The sequence below is a fragment of the Agrobacterium vitis genome (assembly GCF_014926405.1).
GTDB classification, from domain to species: domain Bacteria; phylum Pseudomonadota; class Alphaproteobacteria; order Rhizobiales; family Rhizobiaceae; genus Allorhizobium; species Allorhizobium vitis_H.
Genome location: NZ_JACXXJ020000005.1, coordinates 2,554,309 through 2,574,334 on the forward strand (window position 1 = coordinate 2,554,309; position 20,026 = coordinate 2,574,334).

Sequence of the window (20,026 nt, forward strand, 5' to 3'; positions counted from 1 at the left end):
TCGCCTTGCAGCACTCAAAAAGGAGCTTCGCATGTGGCAAAGCCCGATTGCACCCGGCCTTTCCTGGTATCAAGCCACCGTGGGCGAACGCCCTGAATACGAACCGCTGGATGGCTCGACCACGACAGATGTCGCCATTGTCGGCGGCGGCTATACCGGCTTGCAGGCGGCTTATACGCTGGCACGCGCCGGGGTCAGCGTGGTGCTGATTGAAGGCGGGCGGTTCGGTGATGGCGGGTCGGGGCGCAATGGCGGCCAGTTCGGCACCGGCCAGCGGGCCTGGCCGGAGGAGCTTGAAGCCGAATTTGGTTTTGAGCGCGCCAAGGCGCTGTTCGATATGGCGGAGCACGCCAAGGCCTATATTCTCGACTTTGCTCGCGAACACCAGATCGACATGGAATTCATGCCCGGCCAGCTGAATGTCGAGCACAAGCGCGGCAAGGACAAGGAGTATCGCAAAAGCGTCGAGATTGCCGCGACCCGGTTCGATTATCCGCATATGCATTTTATGGACCGTGAGGAAACGGCGGCGCGGCTGGGCTCTTCCGCCTATTACTGCGGTATCCGCGATATCGGCACCGGCCATATTCACCCGCTGAAATTGCTGGTGGGGCTGGCGAACGTGGCAAAGAACGCCGGAGCGCGCCTGCACGAAATGACCAAGGCCACATCGATTGCCCAAAGCGGCGCCAAAACGATGATCGAAACGCCGAAGGGTACGATTACCGCTCGCCATGTGCTGATCGCCACCAATGCTTATATCGGCAATCTGGAACCGGTCACGGCGTCCCATGTCATGCCGATCCGCTCCTTCATCGGCGCAACCGTGCCGCTCAAGGATTTCCCGGACATCCTGCCGGGATCGGAAGCGGTCGCCGACAGCCGGTTCGTGGTGCGCTATTTCCGCAAGACCCGCGACGGACAATTGCTGTTTGGCGGACGCGAAGCCTATACCGCCGACAGCCCGCGCGACATTTCCGACCATATCCGCCGCCAGATCACCGAGATCTATCCGGCCCTTGATGGCATCGAAATGACCCATGCCTGGGGCGGCTCGGTCGGCATCACCATGAACCGCCAGCCCTTTGCCCGCGAGGTCATGCCCGGGGTGATGTCCGTCGCTGGTTATTCCGGCCATGGCGTGATGTTGTCAAACTATTGCGGTACGCTGTTTGCAAAATCGGTTCTGGGAGAAACCAGCGAGTTGGACCTGTTGAAGGAGTTGAAGGTTCCCGCGTTTCCGGGCGGCTCCCGGCTGCGCTCGCCGCTTCTGTTCCTGGCGCTCAGCTGGTATGCCCTACGCGACCGTTTTTGAGGCCAAGGAAGAGAAGTATGAAAGAGGGTCTCGATCGCCCTGTCTGCGTTGCGACAGTCTATAGCGAAGACGAATTTCTGGTGACGCGCTCTTACCTGGAGGCCTATGGCATTATCGTCGGCGAGCGCGGCAATCCAGGCAACTATCGGGGTGTTCACTTGTCCAGGGGGTTGGGTGGATTGGCTATTCTCGTGCCACAATCACAAGCAGAAATGGCGTTCGATTTGCTGGCCGAAACGGAAGGGGCACCTGACGACCCAGAACCGGAGCCCGCACCGCCACCTGATGAAAGCCCGGTGACCCGCACCAGTATCCTGGCACGGGCTCTGGGATCGGTCTCGAAGCTGTTTTTCGGCCAAAGCGAAGGCAAAGCGCATGATCACGACCAACACAGCGATCCAAAAAGGATCCTTCACGATCCTCGGCAATCCTAAGCGCCAGACCCGCTATCAGGAAATTAACCACACAGGGTGTGGCTTTTTTAAATCGATTGAATTATAACCTGAGCCATCAGCCTAGCCGATGGCCATGAATGAGAGATGCCCTTATGAGCAGCCAGATTATTCCTGTCGAACCCTTTGACTACGTCGTCTTTGGCGGCACCGGGGATCTTGCCGAGCGCAAGCTTCTGCCGGCCCTTTATCACCGCCAGTTGGCGGGCCAGCTCACCGAGCCGACCCGGATCATCGGGGCGTCCCGCTCACCGATGACGGATGCGGAATACCGCGAATTCGCTCATAAGGCCCTGAAGGAATTTCTGAAGCCGGATGAATTGGAAGAGAGCCAGGTCAAGCGCTTTCTCGACCGGCTGCATTATGTCTCGGTCGATGCCAAGGATGACAAGGGCTGGGATACGCTGAAAAAACTGCTGGATAGCGGCAAGGATATCGTGCGCGCCTTCTATCTGGCCGTTTCCCCATCGATTTTCGGCGATATCGCCGACAAGATCCGCGATCACAAGCTGATCACCAAATCCACCCGCATCGTGGTGGAAAAGCCGATTGGCCGCGATCTCGCCTCGGCGCAGGCGCTGAACGACACAATCGGCAAGGTTTTCAAGGAAGAGCAGATCTTCCGCATCGACCATTATCTCGGCAAGGAAACCGTGCAGAACCTGATGGCGCTGCGCTTTGCCAATGCGCTCTATGAGCCACTGTGGAATTCCGCCCATATCGACCATGTGCAGATCACCGTGGCCGAATCCGTCGGGCTTGAAGGTCGCGTCACCTATTACGACAAGGCAGGTGCGTTGCGCGACATGGTGCAGAACCATATCCTGCAATTGCTGTGCTTGGTGGCCATGGAAGCCCCGTCCTCGATGAACTCAGAGGCGCTGCGCGACGAAAAGCTGAAAGTGCTGCGAGCGCTGAAGCCAATCGACGCCTCCAATGTCGAAAAAATGACCGTTCGCGGCCAGTACAAGGCCGGGGCTTCGGCAGGCGGTGCGGTCAAGGGTTACACGGAAGAGCTGGGCGACACATCCGACACGGAAACCTTCGTCGCCATCAAGGCCGAGATCAACAATTGGCGCTGGGCGGGCGTGCCGTTCTATCTGCGCACCGGCAAACGGCTGGCAGGCCGGGTTTCGGAAATCGTCATCCAGTTCAAGCCGATCCCCCATTCGATCTTTGGCGATGTGGGTCGCATCGAGGCCAACCAGCTGGTCATCCGCCTGCAACCGGACGAAGGCGTCAAGCAATGGTTGATGATCAAGGACCCAGGCCCGGGCGGCATGCGCCTGCGCCATGTGCCGCTGGATATGAGCTTTGCCGAATCCTTCGGCGTGCGCAATCCGGACGCCTATGAACGGCTGCTGATGGACGTGATCCGCTCCAACCAGACGCTGTTCATGCGCCGCGACGAAGTGGAAGCGGCCTGGAACTGGGTCGATCCGATCCTGAAGAGCTGGGAAGAAATCGGCCAACGGGCGCAGGGCTATACGTCCGGCACCTGGGGACCAAGCCAGGCGATCGCGCTGATCGAGCGTGACGGTCGCACCTGGCACGAGAATGACTGAGGGCATTGGCATCATGGCGCATACACTGCATAGCTTTGACACTGGCGCGGCGCTGGCAACAGCGCTGGCCGACCGGGTGGCCGCAGCGCTGACGGAGGCGATTACCGCCTCCGGTGCAGCGTCGCTGGCCGTCTCCGGCGGCTCCACGCCCAAGGCCTTCTTCGAGGCATTATCGCAAAAGGCCTTGGACTGGGATAAGGTCTCGGTGACGCTGGTCGATGAGCGTTTCGTGCCTGAGGACAATCCCCGTTCCAACCATTTGCTGGTCGCCACGCATTTGTTGAAGAACCAGGCCGCCGAGGCCGAATTCGTGCCGCTCTATGCGCCGGAAGAGACCATCGAGGCTGCTGCCGCAGTGGCGAGCGATGCGGTGTCCGACCTTGGCACGCCGCTCGATGTGGTTATCCTCGGCATGGGAACCGATGGCCACACCGCCTCGTTCTTTCCCGGTGGCGACAATCTTGAAGACGCGCTTGACCTGACCCTCCCGCCCCGAGTGATCACCATGCAAGCGCCGGGTGCTGGCGAGCCGCGCCTGACCCTGTCTTTCTCCAGCCTCGCCGATGCCGGTCTGCTGATTGTCCATATCGAGGGCGCGGAAAAGCAGGCGGTGCTGGACAAGGCGCTGGCAGGGACGGACGAGACGGAAATGCCTGTTCGCGCCGTACTCGCCCGGGCTGAAACACCTGTCGATATTTACTGGGCGCCCTGATCTCGATCAGAACGCCCTGATAGCTAGGCTGGTATCAAAAGCGATGCGGCCTTGATGAACGAGGCCCAATAGCGCGGGCGACCCGCAGCGCTTTAACAAGCGCCAAGGTCGCCGCCCCTGCCCTTTTCAGGAAGGATGCTTTCCATGAGTGCCGATCACCGTATCGAAGCCATCACCAAGCGCATTGTCGAGCGCTCCAAGCCAACCCGCGAGGCCTATCTGGATCGCGTTCGCCGGGCCGCTGGCAAGGGCGTGAACCGTGGCTCTTTGGCCTGCGGCAATCTCGCCCATGGCTTTGCGGTCTGTTCCCCCGGGGACAAGGCCGCACTTGCTGGCGACACCGTCCCCAATCTCGGCATCATCACCGCCTATAACGATATGCTCTCGGCGCACCAGCCGTTTGAAACCTATCCGGCGCTGATCCGCCAGGCAGCCAGCGAAGTGGGCGGCGTCGCACAGGTGGCAGGCGGCGTGCCTGCCATGTGCGATGGCGTAACCCAGGGCCAGCCCGGCATGGAACTGTCGCTGTTTTCCCGCGATGTGATCGCCATGGCGGCTGGCATCGGCCTGTCGCATAACATGTTCGACGCGGCGGTGTTTCTCGGCGTCTGCGACAAGATCGTCCCCGGCCTGATGATTGCTGCGTTGACATTCGGTCATCTCCCTTCCGTGTTTATTCCGGCCGGGCCGATGACCACGGGCCTGCCGAATGACGAAAAGACCCGGATTCGCCAGCTCTATGCCGAGGGCAAGGTGGGCCGGGCCGAACTGCTGGAAGCCGAGTCCAAATCCTATCACGGACCCGGCACCTGTACCTTCTACGGCACCGCCAATTCCAACCAGATGCTGATGGAAATCATGGGCTTTCACATGCCCGGTGCCTCCTTCATCAATCCCGGCACGCCGCTGCGCGATGCGTTGACCCGTGAAGCCACCAAGCGGGCGCTGGCGATTACCGCGCTTGGCAATGACTATACGCCGTCAGGCGAGATGATCGACGAGCGCTCCATCGTCAATGGCGTGGTCGGCCTGCATGCCACGGGCGGCTCCACCAATCACACCATGCACCTGATCGCCATGGCCCGTGCGGCGGGCATTCTGCTCAGCTGGCAGGATATTTCCGACCTCTCCGACATCATTCCGCTTCTCGCCCGCGTCTATCCGAACGGATCTGCGGATGTGAACCATTTTCACGCCGCCGGTGGCATGGGCTTTCTGATCAAGCAATTGCTGCGCGCCGGATTCGTCCATGATGATGTGCGCACCGTCTATGGCCAGGGGCTTGCCGCCTATACGATCGAGCCGCATCTGAACGCCGACGGCACCGTAGACCGCCAGCCCTCGCCCGAAGAGAGCGCCGATCCGAAAGTGTTGTCGCGGATCGAAGCACCGTTCCAGGCGAATGGCGGCTTGAAAATGCTGACCGGCAATATGGGCAAGGCCGTCATCAAGATTTCCGCCGTCAAGCCGGAACGCCACATCGTCGAGGCCCCTGCCATGGTGTTCCACAGCCAGCAGGACATGCAGGATGCCTTCAAGGCCGGCAAGATGAACCGCGACTTCATTGCCGTGGTGCGCTTTCAAGGCCCAAAAGCCAATGGCATGCCGGAACTGCACAAATTGACCCCGTCACTTGGCGTGCTTCAGGACCGTGGCCTCAAGGTGGCGCTGGTGACGGACGGACGCATGTCCGGTGCCTCTGGCAAGGTGCCTGCTGCCATCCACGTCACACCGGAAGCCGTCGACGGCGGACCAATTGCCAAGATCCGCGATGGCGACATGATCCGTCTCGATGCCGTGGCTGGAACGCTGGAAGTGCTTGTCAATGCCGCGGAATTTGCCAGCCGCAGCCCTGAAGTCATCGACTTGGCGGATAACGACTTCGGCATGGGACGTGAACTGTTTGCCCCGCTGCGCCGCATTGCAGGCCCGGCAGACCAGGGCGCCAGCGTGCTGTTCTAGAATTTATCTTAAGTCCGTCCAATAATCACCGCTGGCCGTCTGCAAATGGCAATTTCTGCGCTTGAATGATGCAATCGCATTTCCAAACGGAAAACCGCTTCGCACTTTTCCTGGAATGCTTGTACTCACGTACGTTAAGTACGCTCCGTTCCGGTTCTCGAAATCACCATTTTCGCCAGGCCAGCAGCAATTCTTGAACAAACTGTTGAAACCTAGTTTTCCGAAAACAAGAGATGTTAGAGTCTGTCTGGTTCAACCTGAACCTGACAGATTCGACAGCACCGTGCACTTTATGCGCAGCAGCCATCATCGCGAATAGCATTCAGAAGCAATGACCCTGTGGGCGAACATCACGGGAGCATGATCGGCGAACTCATAGCATCATGTTCTATAAGCCGAACGACTTCACAACCCTAGGTGATTTTCACAGGCAACCAATTCAACCAATAATGATATATGCCATGCTGCTCTTGGCAAAGAGCCATGGCAATTGCGATGCAGTCGCGTCGATTAGAATGCGAGAGCGTTACTGCCACCTACATTATACGAAAGCTCGAAGATGTGCTGCATCCTCTCGTTGAAAACACTGGCTATCTCAGATTCAAAATACACTAGATTTTTTTGCAAATGAAATACAACGCCCGGCTTTTAATAATTTTTGCATTACGAAAATCATTTTAATTTCATCTTCAATTTTCAATCGAAAATTGAATATAAAAATTGCAATTTTTCATTAAGCTTCATATTTTGCTTTCCTTTTTTTATTATTCATAAATTTTTAGTTTTTTTATTAGATTATTAGAAAGAAATACAAATATTCGCCATTCGAACGGCCAGAATTGATTTCATCCCATATTCCAAGCCGGAACGGCAATGACAGTATTTCTATTTATCGGCCGGTTTTACTTGCCGATAAATCTCGATGCCTGATTGCTTCACAATTATTTAATTCATTTTTCTCTACATTAGTTTTTATTAATTTACAGCCCAAAATGATGGGAAATGATCTTGAAACGAAACGAGGACACTGAGCCATGCTCGACAATATGAAACTTAACCACAAGATTTATGGTGGTTTTGGCATCATCATTGCCATACTCATTACAATTGCAGGGATGTCGGTGTACTCGAACACCGGCAATCAATCCGATTTCTCGGATTATCGCAGCATTGCCCGGCTGACCAACGAAGCGGGCCGCGTGCAGGCGAATATGCTGGAGGCCCGGCTGGCCTACCTGAAGTATCAAGACAATCATTCTGCCGATAATCTTGCCAGTTTTGAAAAGCGAATAGCAACGACCAAGGAGAGTGCTGCCAATCTTTCGTCCATGGCCCGCACCGATGCCGAAAAATCCGCGTCCGCAGGGTTCACGACAGCCGTTGCAGACTATGAAAATGGCTTCAAGGCCGTCGTTGCGGCACAGACGGAACGCGACAAACTCGTCAGTGAAAGCCTCGACCGGCTTGGACCCGGAATTCAAAAATCCACCTCACAATTGCTCGCCGATTTCGACAGCAGTGGCAATAATGTCGCAGCGTACAAAGCCACCCTGTTCCAAATCTCGACCTTCGTGATGCGCTTGTCGGCCACCAAATATCTGCTGAACAACGAGAGTAAGGATTTCGAAGCCGCGATGGCAGCGGCACAGGATGCGCTGGCCCGCAGCACAGAGGTTAGCGCCGCCATCGTCATTCCCGAGCGCGCTCAACGGTTCAACGCCACTCTGGATGATCTCAACGCCTATATCAGAGATCTCACCAAGACGCAGGCGATCATCGCCAAGCGCGATTCCATCGTCAACAATGTCATGAATGCCGTTGGCCCCAAACTGGGCAAGGAAGCCGAGGATTTGAAGCTGGTCTGAAAAAAGAGCAGGACACGCTCGGCCCTCGCATCGATGAGACAATGCGCGATGCGATCACCACCGCCATTATTGTCGCCGCACTCGCCCTTGTCGTCGCCACCGTGCTGGCTTTCATAATCGCCCGCAGCATCAGCCGCCCGATCTTTGCGATCACCTCGGCCATGGGCAAGCTGGCCGACAACCAGCTGGAAACGGATATTCCAGGCCTCGCATACGATAACGAGGTCGGGCTGATGGCCAAGGCCGTCAATGTCTTCAAGCAGAATGCCCTGAAAATTCGCCAGTTGGCGGCCCAGGAAGCCGCTTTGCAACAGAAGAACGCCGATCTGCAATCCGATATTGCCACAGTCGTTTCGGCAGCAGTGGCCGGTGACTTCACCAGCCGCATCACCAAGCATTACGACAACCCGGATCTGGACGCCTTTGCCCATAACGTCAACACGCTGGTCGACTCCGTGGACAAGGGCATAGCGGAAACCAGGCGCGTTGTGTCCGCCCTTTCCAATGGCGACCTGACGGAAGCCATGAGCGGCAAGTATCAAGGTGTGTTTGCCGAGCTGCAAACCAATGTCAATGACACCATGACCAAGCTGCGGCTGCTGATGGAACAGGTGCGCCAATCCGCAGATGTCATCAATGGCGGTGCCGATGAAATCCGCCAGGCCTCCAACGATCTGTCTCGCCGGACAGAGACCCAGGCGGCCTCGCTCGAAGAAACCTCGTCAGCCCTGGAAGAAATCACCGTGGCGGTCAAAACCTCGACCGAAAGGGCGCAGGAATCCAGCAAAATGGTTTCCGAAGCCCGTCAATTTGCCGAGCAATCCGCCAATGTCGTCCAGGACGCGACAGCCGCCATGAGCCGCATCGAGCAAGCCTCCAACGAAATCACCCAGATCATCAATGTGATTGACGAGATTGCTTTCCAGACCAACCTTCTGGCCCTCAATGCCGGGGTCGAGGCGGCTCGTGCTGGCGAGGCCGGCAAGGGATTTGCGGTCGTGGCCCAGGAAGTGCGCGAACTGGCCCAACGCTCGGCAACCGCTGCAAAGGATATCAAGGCCCTGATCACCAAGTCCTCAAATGAAGTGGAGACGGGCGTGAGACTTGTAACCGGCACCGGGGAAGCCCTGAAGGAAATCCAGCAAAAAGTCATCGGCATTTCCAGTCAGGTCACATCCATTGCGACAGCGGCCAACGAGCAATCGACCGGTCTCAGCGAGGTCAACACCGCCGTCAACCAGATGGACCAGATGACCCAGCAAAATGCCGCCATGGTCGAGGAGGCTGCTGCCAGCACATCGAAACTGGCCGAGGAAACCGTCAACCTGCTCAATCTGATCTCGCAGTTCAAGGTCCACAAGGCCGACCACGGCATGCGTCGCGCCGCCTGATCAGGAGATAAGTTTCAAAGGATATGCCGGGGGGACAAGCGCTCCCCGGTTATTCCGATGAAATAACCGCCCTTCACACCTCCGGTTTTTTTTAATTTACCTTTGTGCCAGCTCCTATAAAACGAACCCCAGACGTTACAGGGTCGTGCATTTTATCAACCACACGATGCTGTAACACATTAAATTTTCTGCATAATTTTCTCCTTAAATCGATTTCGACTGAAGGAATTATGCAGTAGACAGGAGTTCATAGTGTCATCAATTTCAGATAGCGATCATCATTCAGGGTCTTCACAGACCGGTCAAAAAAACGAAAGATTGCAAGATAACACGCCTCTTCAACCAGGCTCGGCCAATGGCTGGCGTGAACAATGGTGGCGGATCGTCGACATGAAGATCGGCGTCGTTCCCGTTCCAATCTATATTCTGCTCTTCGTGCTGATTGCCGCTTTCGCCGCCACCGGCAAAGTCCCCTCAGACCTGACCATGTCGATTGCCATTCTGTCCTTTGGTGGCTTCTTCTTCATGCAGCTGGGTCGCTGGCTACCATGGCTTGGCATGATGGGGGGAGCGGCGATCCTGTGTTTCGTCGTACCGTCCGCCATGGTGTTTTATGGCCTCATCCCGCCGCCGGTTGCCGAGGCGATCGACAGTTTCGTCAAGAGCTCCAATTTCCTCTATATGTATATTGCCGCCATTATTGTCGGCAGCATCCTCAGCATGGATCGTAGCGTGCTGATTGCCGGGTTTTTCAAGATTTTCGTGCCTTTGGCAATCAGCTCGATAACCGCCATGCTGGTTGGCACCCTGGTTGGTGTCGTCATGGGGATGACCTTTGAGCATAGCCTGTTTTTCGTCGTGCTACCCATCATGGCCGGAGGCCTGGGCGAAGGCGCAATCCCGCTGTCCATGGGCTATTCCGGCGTTCTGTCTCAGCCGCAGAACGAGATTTTCGCGCAGATTATTCCCGTCGTCATGCTGGGCAGCTTCACAGCCGTGGTGATTTGCGGCCTGCTGAATGTGCTCGGCAAACGCTACCCTCACCTCACCGGTGAAGGCCGGTTGCAGGCGGGCCTGCTGAATATCGACATCAACGGCAAAAAGCCGGGTGAACAGCCGGTGGACCGCGCGATGATTGCCACGGCAGGCGTCACCATCGTCACCTTCTATCTGGTGGGTGTTCTCGCCCAGCGGCTTCTGGATTTTCCAGCCCCGATCACCATGCTGTTTCTGGTGGTGATTGCCAAGCTGGGTCAATTGGTCTCGCCAAGCCTTGAAGACGGCGGACGGGAAGTTTACGCGTTTTTCTCGCGCATCGTGACCTGGCCCCTGCTGTTTGCCATGGGGATTTCCTACACGCCGTGGCAATCCTTTATCAGCGCCTTTACCCTGCAAACGGTGGTCACGGTGGTCAGCACCGTGCTGACATTGATCGGCACCGGATTTCTGTCCGCCCGCCTCGTCAAGATGTTTCCCATCGATGTCGCCGTTGTGGTCGGCTGTCACAGCGGCCAGGGCGGCACCGGCGATATCGCCATTCTGACCGCCGCCAACCGGATGAGCCTGATGCCATTTTCGCAGATCGCCACCCGCATCGGCGGTGCCATCACGGTCACCTGCGCCATCCTGGCATTCCAGCATCTGGTTTAAACACGAAAACGCCGCGCTGTTGCCAGCGCGGCGTGGTCATATCGAGATTTCTTCGTGTTACAGCTTTGCCATGTATTTCGGCAGTTCAGCCACTGTCGGCACAACGATCAGCGTCTTGATGTCGCCGCGCTTGTAGGCGGCCAGGAAGCGCGGATATTCCTGGAACACCACGCAGCCACTGGAATCGCCGCGCACCCGTAGCAGGAATGTGTGGGTGAGGAAGCCATCGCGGCCATACATATTGTTGCCGCCAACCGGCGTCATGCGCAAGGCCTCGACACCATGGAACAAGCTTTCGCGCAGGGTCAGCCGATAGATATTCGGCGGAGTCGCACCACGGTTCTTGATGTGGACGGAGCGTGGATTATCGCGATTTTCGCCGCGGCCTGAATGCGCCACCAGCTTTTCACCATTGGGCATATAGACCGTGGCGCTGGAAATATCATAGACGGCGACACCGCTGCCGCGACCGGGCAATGAGGCGCGCTTGCGGAAGATCGACGGGCTTTCATCGTCGTCCATCACCTCCTGTGAGCGAGCATAGGCCATCACTGTCTTCGGCGCGGTTTTTTCCGGTGCAGATTTCAGCGGAATGGTCTTCGGTTGCGGCCGGGCAGAGGTGTCTGTGTCGGCTTCTGTCTCAGGCTTAGGTGCAACCAGGACTTCACGGAAAGGATCGCTCTTGGGCCGGTTGATCGGCGCTGGCACCACACCCGGCAGCATGGCCACCTGCATTGGCTTGGCGGCGGCTGGCGGTTCAGCCGAAGCAATCGTCACGGGGCCAGCTTGTGGCGGAGCGACGGGATCGCGACCGCGGTCTGCGACCAGGGCGGTAGCGACCGGCTGCAATTGTGCAGACAACGGCTGGTTTATCTGTCCAAGTGGCGGCGCCGTCTTCAGGATCGCCTCAGCAATCTGCTGCGGCGGCATCGCGGTTGGTTGAACTGGCTGCGGCTTTGCCGCCACGGCCTCGGCGACCTGGCTGCCGGTATCGTTGCTCCAGCGCTGTGCCAATGCCCGCTCGGCAATGGAGACGGCCAGCGCCTGTTCGAGGATAGCGCGTCCTGCGAGGTCAAGTGGCCTGGAAACCGGAGTGGAAAGGGCCGCGATCTCGTGGCGGACCTGCGCCATCTTTTCCTTCACCACCTGGGCAGATCGGACTTCGTCCCGCCTTACAGCCGCGACAGGCGGCTTTGGCAAGACCAGGCTGTTGCGGAATTCCGCGGCCATATCCCTCGAAAAGGGAGAGGAGACAGAGGCTTGTGAAAATCCGACACCGTGCAGCGTGCTGAATGTCACGGCAATCCAAAGACCGGCGGCAAGGCTACCGCCGACGAGCGCCGCGCCGGACATCAGCCTGGGAACCAGGACGGATTTTGCGCGCCCGGGCCTACCAGTAACGGTTCTGCCAGTGCTGGGAAAGAAATCGACCGCGAACGCCATACTCACAACTCGTACCCAAACAGCCGGTCAGCGGCTGGCGGCTCAACGCCGCAACTTTTTACCAAGGCTGGAGGATATCCAAGCATCCCCGCCTTCAAGAGAGTGCAACTGTCCCAAATGCATGCCGCGCCTGAGACCATTGCCCTGAAGATCCGGTCCAGAAGACCCAGTCCATCGGCAACAAGCGCCGACTGTCTTTAAAGGATGAAGAAACTTGGTAACCAAAGGGTTTACAAAACCCGGTTTTTATCATCGCAATGTCTCATATTCACGCGAATAGAGGAAACGCCACGGATTTACGGCATTTTTAACGCTGCGCGCAGGCGCAAGCCTTTAAGACGGAACTGCCCGAAACTACCGGATAAGGCGTAGGACCAAAACGTCAGGACGCCCAGCGCATCGACATGGACCTGCGCCTGATCTTCAATATTATCAAATACTTGAAAGACAAGAAAAGAAAGGGATACACCATCCAGCGGCCCAAAGCAGCTCCCCGGCGAACAGCAAAACGGGGAGCTTGATGCTCCCCGCCAATGCGTCTGGTATTTAATGTTTGGTACGCTACCGTACAAAGCGCTGGCTGGCCGAAATTGCTACGCCTGCTGTCATTACCAGGTGCGGACATCCAGAACGCGGTCACGATGGGCCGGATGGGTGCTGAACACGAAGATCCGATCCAGTTCCTTCTGGGTCAACAACCGCAAGAAACGAATCTCGGCAGTATTGTTGGGGAAGGTCTTCATCAACAACCCGCCCACCTTGTTGATGCGGGCATCGGGAATGTCCAGATAGAATTGCTTGGGAAGATTGAACTGCGTCAGCAGCGAAATGACGGCGCCACTCTGAGAAATACGGATAATGTCACATCGGCGCGACGCCATATGGCTCATGCCTTTTTCGGTATATTCCAGGCGCCCGGAATTCATGGTGTCTTCCATGCGAAACCGGCCTTCCCGGTCATACATGAAGGACTCTTCCCTGCGCAGGTAATTTGATTGACCAGCTGCCGTATTCATAACGCCTACCCCATTCACGCCCTCACTGGACACAGGCTAGGGGAACGAACTTAACAGAAAATGGATAAACCGGCCTGCCCGCCCCCTTGGCGAGCCTGCCTTTTTTACCATAGTTAATGCATGGGAAATCAAACCCGATCAACGCTTGTAGCTTTGCCCCTGCGCATCAAAAAGATGTAGCTTTTCACCCTCTGCGGCAAAGCGCAGCCGTTCGCCCCTGGCAACCTTGGCAATGCCCGGCAGTTTCACCACCACCGGCTGCCCCTCGACCGGGCCGTCGACATAGAGCATTGTCACCTCGCCCAAGGCCTCGACCAGGGAGACGGTGCCTTCAAACAGCGCCGGACCTTCGGCGGCAATGGTCAAATCCTCCGGCCTTACCCCGAAACTGGCCGCCTTGCCTGCATCTTCTGTAGGCACAGCAATCGGCACCGACAGGGTTGAGCGATCCTTGAGCGCGATGCGCGTTTCAGACCCGGCCTCGACGATAGTGGCCGGCAGGATGTTCATGGCGGGCGAACCGATGAACTGGGCAACGAACAGATTGGCGGGGCGCTCGTAAAGCTCCAGCGGCGCGCCGACCTGTTCGATCCGGCCCGCCGACAACACGACAATCCGGTCGGCCAGCGTCATCGCCTCGACCTGATCATGGGTGACATAGATCATCGTGGTATCGGACATCTGTTCGTGCAGACGGGCGATTTCAATCCGGGTGGCGACGCGAAGGGCTGCATCGAGATTGGAGAGCGGTTCGTCGAACAGAAAGACTTTCGGATCGCGGCAGATCGCCCGGCCAATGGCCACACGCTGGCGCTGGCCGCCCGACAGTGCCTTGGGCAGTCGGTCGAGATAGGGCTCCAATTGCAGGATAGCGGCGGCGGCGCGCACCCGCCGTTCGATTTCCTGTTTGTTTTCACCGGCGATCCGCATGCCGAAAGCCATGTTGTCATAGACGGTCATATGCGGGTAGAGCGCATAGGACTGGAAGACCATGGCAATGCCGCGCTTGGAGGGCGGCACGTCATTGACGATCTGGTCGTCAATGCGCATCTCGCCGCTGGTAATATCTTCCAGTCCGGCAATCATCCGCAAAAGCGTGGATTTGCCGCAGCCGGACGGACCGACAAACACCACGAACTCGCCCTTGGCGATGTCTAGGTCGATGCCGTGCAGCACCTTGACCTGTCCATAGGCCTTGCGAATGTCTTTCAGGACCAAGCTTGCCATTGTCCTCCCCCTCCTCGTTTTTGGATCTGTCCGGCTCGCCATGAGCCGGACAGGTGACCGTTTGTTAGTTTTACCGTTTAACCGCGACCGAACCAGGCGCCCCAGGCCGGAAGGCTGATCTTGCCACCTGCGACACTCCCGGCAAAACCATGGCCCTCCAGAGCCTGCCAATTTCCATCCGGCAAAGACAGTTCAGCCGGTTCGGCGGACATGTTGAAGCCACACAATACCGTCTCTCCATCAAGGCTGCGGGAATAGACGAGGTCAGTCTCCGTCACCGTATGGAAGGCGATCTCGCCCTTGATCAGCGCTGGCTGCGTTCTGCGGAAATGCAGGAAACGCCGATAGTGTTCCAGCACGCTGTCATCATGCCCCTCCTGGACATGAACAGCGTTGAGGCTGTGCTCGACCGGGATCGGCAACCAGGTCTTGTCGGCGGCGCTGAAACCGGACTGCTTGGCCAGCGTATCCCAGACCATCGGCGTGCGGCAACCGTCGCGCCCCTTGAATTCCGGCCAGAACTGGATGCCGTAAGGGTCCTGCAGATCCTCGAAGGAGATATCGGCTTCGGTCAACCCCAATTCCTCGCCCTGATAGATGCAGACCGAACCACGCTGGGTCATCAGCAGTGCGGCCATCTGCTTGGCGAAAGCAGCACGGTCGGCAACGTTGGCGCCCCAGCGGCTGACATGGCGCACAACATCATGGTTGGAAAACGCCCAGCAAGCCCAGCCCTCAGGGGCGGCATCCTGGAAGGCCTTCTGGGTATTGGCCACCAGCGCCGGCGTCACAGGGTCAGGCGCGAGGAATTCGAAGGCATAGCACATCTGCATCTTGTCGCCGCCGGACGTATACTGCCCGGCGATTTCCAGCCCGTATTGGCTGTCCCCGACTTCGCCAACGGCGGCAATCGCTGGAAACTCATCCAGCACGGAGCGAAAGCGCTTGAGGAATTCCAGGTTCTCCGCCTGGTTCTTGTCGTAGATATGCTCTTGGAAATTATAGGGATTGACCGCCGGTGCCGTCGCCGCATTGCGCCGTTCAGGGTCGAGCGCCGGATTGTCGCGCAGACCCAAGTCATGAAAGTAAAAATTGATGGTGTCCAGGCGGAACCCGTCAACGCCACGCTTCAACCAGAACCGCACGGCATCCAGCACCGCCTCCTGCACATGCGGATTATGCATGTTGAGATCGGGCTGCGAGGTCAGGAAGTTGTGCAGGTAATATTGCATCCGGCTCGGGTCCCATTGCCAGGCGGACCCACCGAAAATCGACAGCCAATTGTTCGGCGGTGTGCCATCGGGCTTCGGATCGGACCAGACATACCAGTCGGACCTGGCATTGATGCGGCTGGAACGGCTTTCGACAAACCATGCATGCTGGTCGGAGGTGTGGGAGATCACCAGGTCGATCATCACCTTGATGCCGAGGCGATGGGCTTCGGCAATCAGTGCGTCGAAATCGTTGAGCGTGCCGAACATTGGATCGACATCGACGTAATTGGACACGTCATAACCAAAGTCCTTCATCGGCGAGGTGAAGAACGGTGAGATCCAAATCGCATCGGCACCGAGGCCTGCCACATGCGGCAGGCGGGCGGTGATGCCTTTCAGGTCGCCAATACCATCGCCGTTGGAATCCTGGAAAGAGCGGGGATAAATCTGATAGATGACCGCGCCGCGCCACCAGTCCTTGTCCGGCATTGCGACACTATCGGAAGCAGCAGTCATGAGTATCTGTCCTCTTGGAAATTTAGGCCTGTTGGGGATTTAGGGAGGAAGGAAAAACAAGCCGTCGAAAACGCGATCAGCCACCCTTGACGGACCCGGCCAGCAGACCGCGCACCAGATAGCGTTGCAGCACGAAAAACACCAAAAGCGGCACGATAATGGTGATGAAGGCGGAGGCCGTGAGAATTTCCCAATTAGCGCCGCGCGAGCCGAGCAGGTTGACGAGGCGGCCGGTCAGCACCAGTTCATCATTGCCGGTCCCCAGAAACACCATGGCGACCAGCAGGTCGTTCCAGGTCCACAGAAACTGGAAGATCGCGAAGGACGCCAGCGCCGGATAGGACAGCGGCAGCACGATCTTGATGAAGATCTCGAAATCGCTGGCACCGTCGACCCGCGCCGATTCCATGATTTCGCGCGGCAGACCAGCGATGTAGTTGCGCAGCAGATAGATGGCGAGTGGCAAACCAAACCCCATATGTGCCAGCCAGATGCCAAGATAGGTCTTGGACGGCACCCCGAAGAACGCCCCGACGTCATTATAGATCCGCAAAAGCGGGATCAGCGACATTTGCAGCGGCACGACCAGCAGGCCGACAATACCGGCAAGCAGCAGTGAGCGCCCCGGAAACGGCATCCAGGCCAGCGCATAGGCGGCAAAGGCGGCCACAAGAATGGGAATAATAGTGGCGGGAACGGCAACCGTCAGCGAATTGATGAAGGATTTGCCAATGCCCTCGGCATTCAACACCGTTCGGTAATTATCGAGACTGAAACGTGGCGGCTGCTGAGAGGTGAAGAAAATCCGCTGGCCGCGTGATCCCTCGAAGGACGCATTCGAGCTCAGCTTGAAGGTGCCATCTGCGGCCACCGTCAACGTTTGGCCGTCCTTGAGCTGGGCTGTCGCACCGGCTTCGAATTCCTCCGGCTTCAGGCTGGATGTTCCGAATGCACTGACCGTGCCGGACCCGCCCTCCAGCACATTGCCGGATATTACGTAAGCTGCGCCCTCCTGGCGCTGCGCTTCGCCACCGGGGGCGCGAAAAATGCCTTTCTGGCTGGAACTGGTCAGCGCCGTCCACCAGCCGGAGGCGACGATCTGGTTCTTGTCGCGCAGGGACGTCACCAGCAGGCCGATGGTTGGGATGGTCCAGACCAGCACCAGCAGCAAGACAGTCGTATGAACCGCAATATTCAGCGGAGAGAGAACCCGTGTGCGCATCTCAATGGCCTCCCATTTCCCGGCGTGCATTGCGGATATTCCAGATCATGATCGGCACCACCATCAGCATGATGACAACGGCAATCGCAGCACCCCGGCCGAAATCCCCGCCACCTCGGAACATCCAGTCAAACATCAGGTTGGCAAGAACCTGGGTCTGCCATTGGCCATTGGTCATCGCCAGCACGATATCGAAAACCTTCAACACCAGGATGGTGATCGTCGTCCAGACCACGGCAATCGTACCCCAGATCTGCGGCACCTTGATCTTCATGAAAATCTGCCAGGGATTGGCGCCATCGATCACCGCAGCCTCGATGGTTTCCTCAGGAATACCGCGCAAGGCCGCCGACAGCAGCACCATGGCAAAACCGGTCTGAATCCAGATCAGGATGACCATCAGGAAGAAATTGTTCCAGAACGGCAGGGAAATCCAAACCTGCGGTGTGCCGCCGAACCAGACGACAATGGCGTTGAGAAGGCCGATCTGCTCGGCATTGGCGTCGCGGTAATCATAGACGAATTTCCAGATGACCGAGGCGCCGACAAAGGAAATCGCCATCGGCATGAAGATCAGCGACTTGGCGATGTTGCCCCACCAGCTCCGGTCCGTCAGCGCCGCGATGACAAGGCCGAACAGGGTGGCGCCGGTCGGCACCACGATCAGCCAGAGGATATTGTTGAAGATCGATTCCCGGAATTCACGGTCGAAAATCATCCAGCGGTAATTGTCGAGACCGACAAACTGGGTCCCGGAACGGTCATAGACCGAATAGGCAATCGACGAAAACAGCGGATAGACCAGATAGATGCCGAGCGACAGCAGCGCGGGGCCGAGAAACAGCCAGGGCCGGATCTGGCCAGCAATCCGCAGATTGCGGGAGGCGCGGGAAAGATCCGGGATATTGGCGGGAAACAGCCGGTCGAGAATAAGGTTCGACCCGAAGAAATAGGCAAGCGCCGCACCCACGCCGATAACGATGGTGATCAATGCGTATAAAAGCTGTTCCACGGACCCGGCCTCCCAACCCGTCTGATCGATATGGACGCCAGGTACCGCAGCAGTTTCAGGCTGCGATACCCCGCGCTATTGCGCTGTTATTTCAGGCCGTCCCAGGATTTCTGGATGCCCTTGGCAACTTCGTCGGCGGATTTGCCGCCGGCATAATCGACCATGGCGGTCCAGAAGGCACCTGCACCGATCTTGCCCGGCATCAGGTCGGAACCATCAAACCGGAACGTCGTGGCGTCGAGCAGGATCTTGCCCTGTTTCTTCAAGGGGTCGTTGGCATAGGTTTCCTGGTTGGCCGCCTTAAAGGCGGTCAGGAAGCCGGATTGCGCCATCCAGACCTCATGGGCGATCGGGGTTTTGATGAAGTCGATAAAGGCACGCGCACCGGGCGAATCCTTAGTGATCATCGCCAGGGTGCCAGCACCCTCTACCGGATTGCCGAGTTCCGGCTTGCTGGCATAATTCGGGGTCGGGAAGAAATCGACATCCTGGCCAACGACCGTACCTTGCGGGAAGAAGGACGGAATGAAGGATGCCTGATGATGCAGGTAGCATTTCGGCGGAGAGGTAAACAGGCCCTTCGGACTATCGCGGAAATCGGTGGAGGCCACGCCCGCCGCGCCGCCATCGACGAATTTCGGATTGCGCGAGAACCAGCCATAATCCTCGATGGCCTTGACCACTTGCGGATCGTCGAACTTGATTTCGTTCTTCACCCACTTATCGTAGACATCAGCCGGATAGAGCCGCAGCATCATGTCTTCGACCCAGTCGGTCGCGGGCCAGCCGGTCGCACCGCCGGACCCAAGCCCGATGCACCAGGGGGTGCCGCCATCGGCCGCGATCTTTTCGGTCAGCGCCTTCAACTCTTCCATCGACTTGGGCACATCATAACCCGCATCCTCGAAATTCTCAGGCACATACCAGATCAGCGATTTGATATCGATCTTGTAGGGGAAGCCATAGATCTGCGGCTTGCCGTCCTTGCCCTTGAAGGTGGAAAGATCAACCCAGGACTGACCGGCGGAGAAATTATCCTTCAGCCACGGCCCATTCTCTTCACCCAACGGCGTCAAAGCACCCTTGGAGGCGAGATCGGCGACCAGACCGGGCTGGGCGAGAATGGCGACATTGGGCGGGCTGCCCGCCTGGGTATCGATGACGATCTGCTGCTCGTAGTTTTCCGAGGAGGAATATTTCACGTCGGCGCCAGTGGCCTGACGGAAATAGTCGAGCACGCTTTCAAACAGCGCCTGATCTTCGCCACGCCAGGGGCCGAAAATCGTAATGGTCTGGCCCTTTAACTGGTGAGACTTGGAGAATTCCTCATAGCTCTTCCAGTTGAACCTTGCATCTTCTCCCGGCTTGAACTTCAGCTCGGCGCTGTTTGCGCCGCCTGCAACCAGGCATAAAGCGGCAATCCCCATAAGCAGATGTTTTTTCACGAAAGTCCTCCCTTTATTC

General features: G+C 57.6%; 14 protein-coding genes and 1 pseudogene. 8 read left to right on the plus strand and 7 right to left on the minus strand.

All coding sequences use genetic code 11. From position 1 onward, the window contains the following. Positions 1-31: 31 nt before the first annotated feature. The 8 genes and pseudogenes from IEI95_RS23200 (at position 32) to IEI95_RS23230 (ending at position 10,912) form a co-directional block, all read left to right on the plus strand. Positions 32-1,315, plus strand: a complete 1,284-nt coding sequence (locus tag IEI95_RS23200; RefSeq protein WP_156537634.1) for an NAD(P)/FAD-dependent oxidoreductase — start codon at positions 32-34, stop codon at positions 1,313-1,315. Positions 1,316-1,332: 17 nt separating this feature from the next. Next, entirely contained in the window at positions 1,333-1,749 is a 417-nt protein-coding gene (locus IEI95_RS23205) for a hypothetical protein (RefSeq protein ID WP_156531444.1), read from the plus strand. A 113-nt stretch (positions 1,750-1,862) separates the two neighbouring features. Further along, positions 1,863-3,332 (plus strand): glucose-6-phosphate dehydrogenase, encoded by a 1,470-nt coding sequence (zwf, locus tag IEI95_RS23210; RefSeq protein ID WP_156537633.1) that lies wholly within the window; start codon positions 1,863-1,865, stop codon positions 3,330-3,332. A 13-nt stretch (positions 3,333-3,345) separates the two neighbouring features. Then, positions 3,346-4,044 (plus strand): 6-phosphogluconolactonase, encoded by a 699-nt coding sequence (gene pgl / locus IEI95_RS23215; protein WP_156531443.1) that lies wholly within the window; start codon positions 3,346-3,348, stop codon positions 4,042-4,044. Between the two features lie 144 nt (positions 4,045-4,188). Next, complete coding sequence (gene edd, locus IEI95_RS23220) at positions 4,189-6,006, plus strand: phosphogluconate dehydratase (protein WP_156537632.1); 1,818 nt, start codon at positions 4,189-4,191, stop codon at positions 6,004-6,006. Between the two features lie 1,034 nt (positions 6,007-7,040). Next, on the plus strand, positions 7,041-7,871 hold the full coding sequence (locus IEI95_RS29505; RefSeq protein ID WP_234934259.1) for a hypothetical protein: 831 nt from the start codon (positions 7,041-7,043) through the stop codon (positions 7,869-7,871). Positions 7,872-7,921: 50 nt separating this feature from the next. Continuing rightward, positions 7,922-9,226 (plus strand): annotated as a pseudogene (locus tag IEI95_RS29510) (methyl-accepting chemotaxis protein); the annotation flags it as partial. Between the two features lie 354 nt (positions 9,227-9,580). Next, positions 9,581-10,912 (plus strand): 2-hydroxycarboxylate transporter family protein, encoded by a 1,332-nt coding sequence (locus tag IEI95_RS23230; protein ID WP_139191383.1) that lies wholly within the window; start codon positions 9,581-9,583, stop codon positions 10,910-10,912. Positions 10,913-10,969: 57 nt separating this feature from the next. Here IEI95_RS23230 and IEI95_RS23235 read toward each other — a convergent pair whose 3' ends face one another. The 7 genes from IEI95_RS23235 to IEI95_RS23265 form a co-directional block, all read right to left on the minus strand. Beyond that, positions 10,970-12,355, minus strand: a complete 1,386-nt coding sequence (locus IEI95_RS23235) for a tlde1 domain-containing protein (protein ID WP_194417084.1) — start codon at positions 12,353-12,355, stop codon at positions 10,970-10,972. 608 nt (positions 12,356-12,963) lie between these two features. Next, a complete protein-coding gene (locus IEI95_RS23240) occupies positions 12,964-13,371 on the minus strand; it encodes a hypothetical protein (RefSeq protein ID WP_015914986.1) in 408 nt (135 codons plus the stop codon). 138 nt (positions 13,372-13,509) lie between these two features. After that, positions 13,510-14,598: an ABC transporter ATP-binding protein gene (locus tag IEI95_RS23245; RefSeq protein ID WP_071204204.1), complete on the minus strand. Its 1,089-nt coding sequence runs from the start codon at positions 14,596-14,598 to the stop codon at positions 13,510-13,512. Between the two features lie 77 nt (positions 14,599-14,675). Next, a complete protein-coding gene (gene bglA, locus IEI95_RS23250; RefSeq protein ID WP_156531438.1) occupies positions 14,676-16,328 on the minus strand; it encodes a beta-galactosidase BglA in 1,653 nt (550 codons plus the stop codon). Between the two features lie 76 nt (positions 16,329-16,404). Further along, positions 16,405-17,550 carry a carbohydrate ABC transporter permease gene (locus IEI95_RS23255; RefSeq protein ID WP_156531437.1) on the minus strand — a complete coding sequence of 382 codons (1,146 nt, stop codon included), beginning with the start codon at positions 17,548-17,550 and terminating at the stop codon, positions 16,405-16,407. A gap of 1 nt (position 17,551) precedes the next feature. Beyond that, on the minus strand, positions 17,552-18,562 hold the full coding sequence (locus tag IEI95_RS23260) for a carbohydrate ABC transporter permease (RefSeq protein WP_194417085.1): 1,011 nt from the start codon (positions 18,560-18,562) through the stop codon (positions 17,552-17,554). A gap of 86 nt (positions 18,563-18,648) precedes the next feature. Further along, on the minus strand, positions 18,649-20,007 hold the full coding sequence (locus IEI95_RS23265; protein ID WP_194417086.1) for an ABC transporter substrate-binding protein: 1,359 nt from the start codon (positions 20,005-20,007) through the stop codon (positions 18,649-18,651). Positions 20,008-20,026 lie beyond the last annotated feature (19 nt).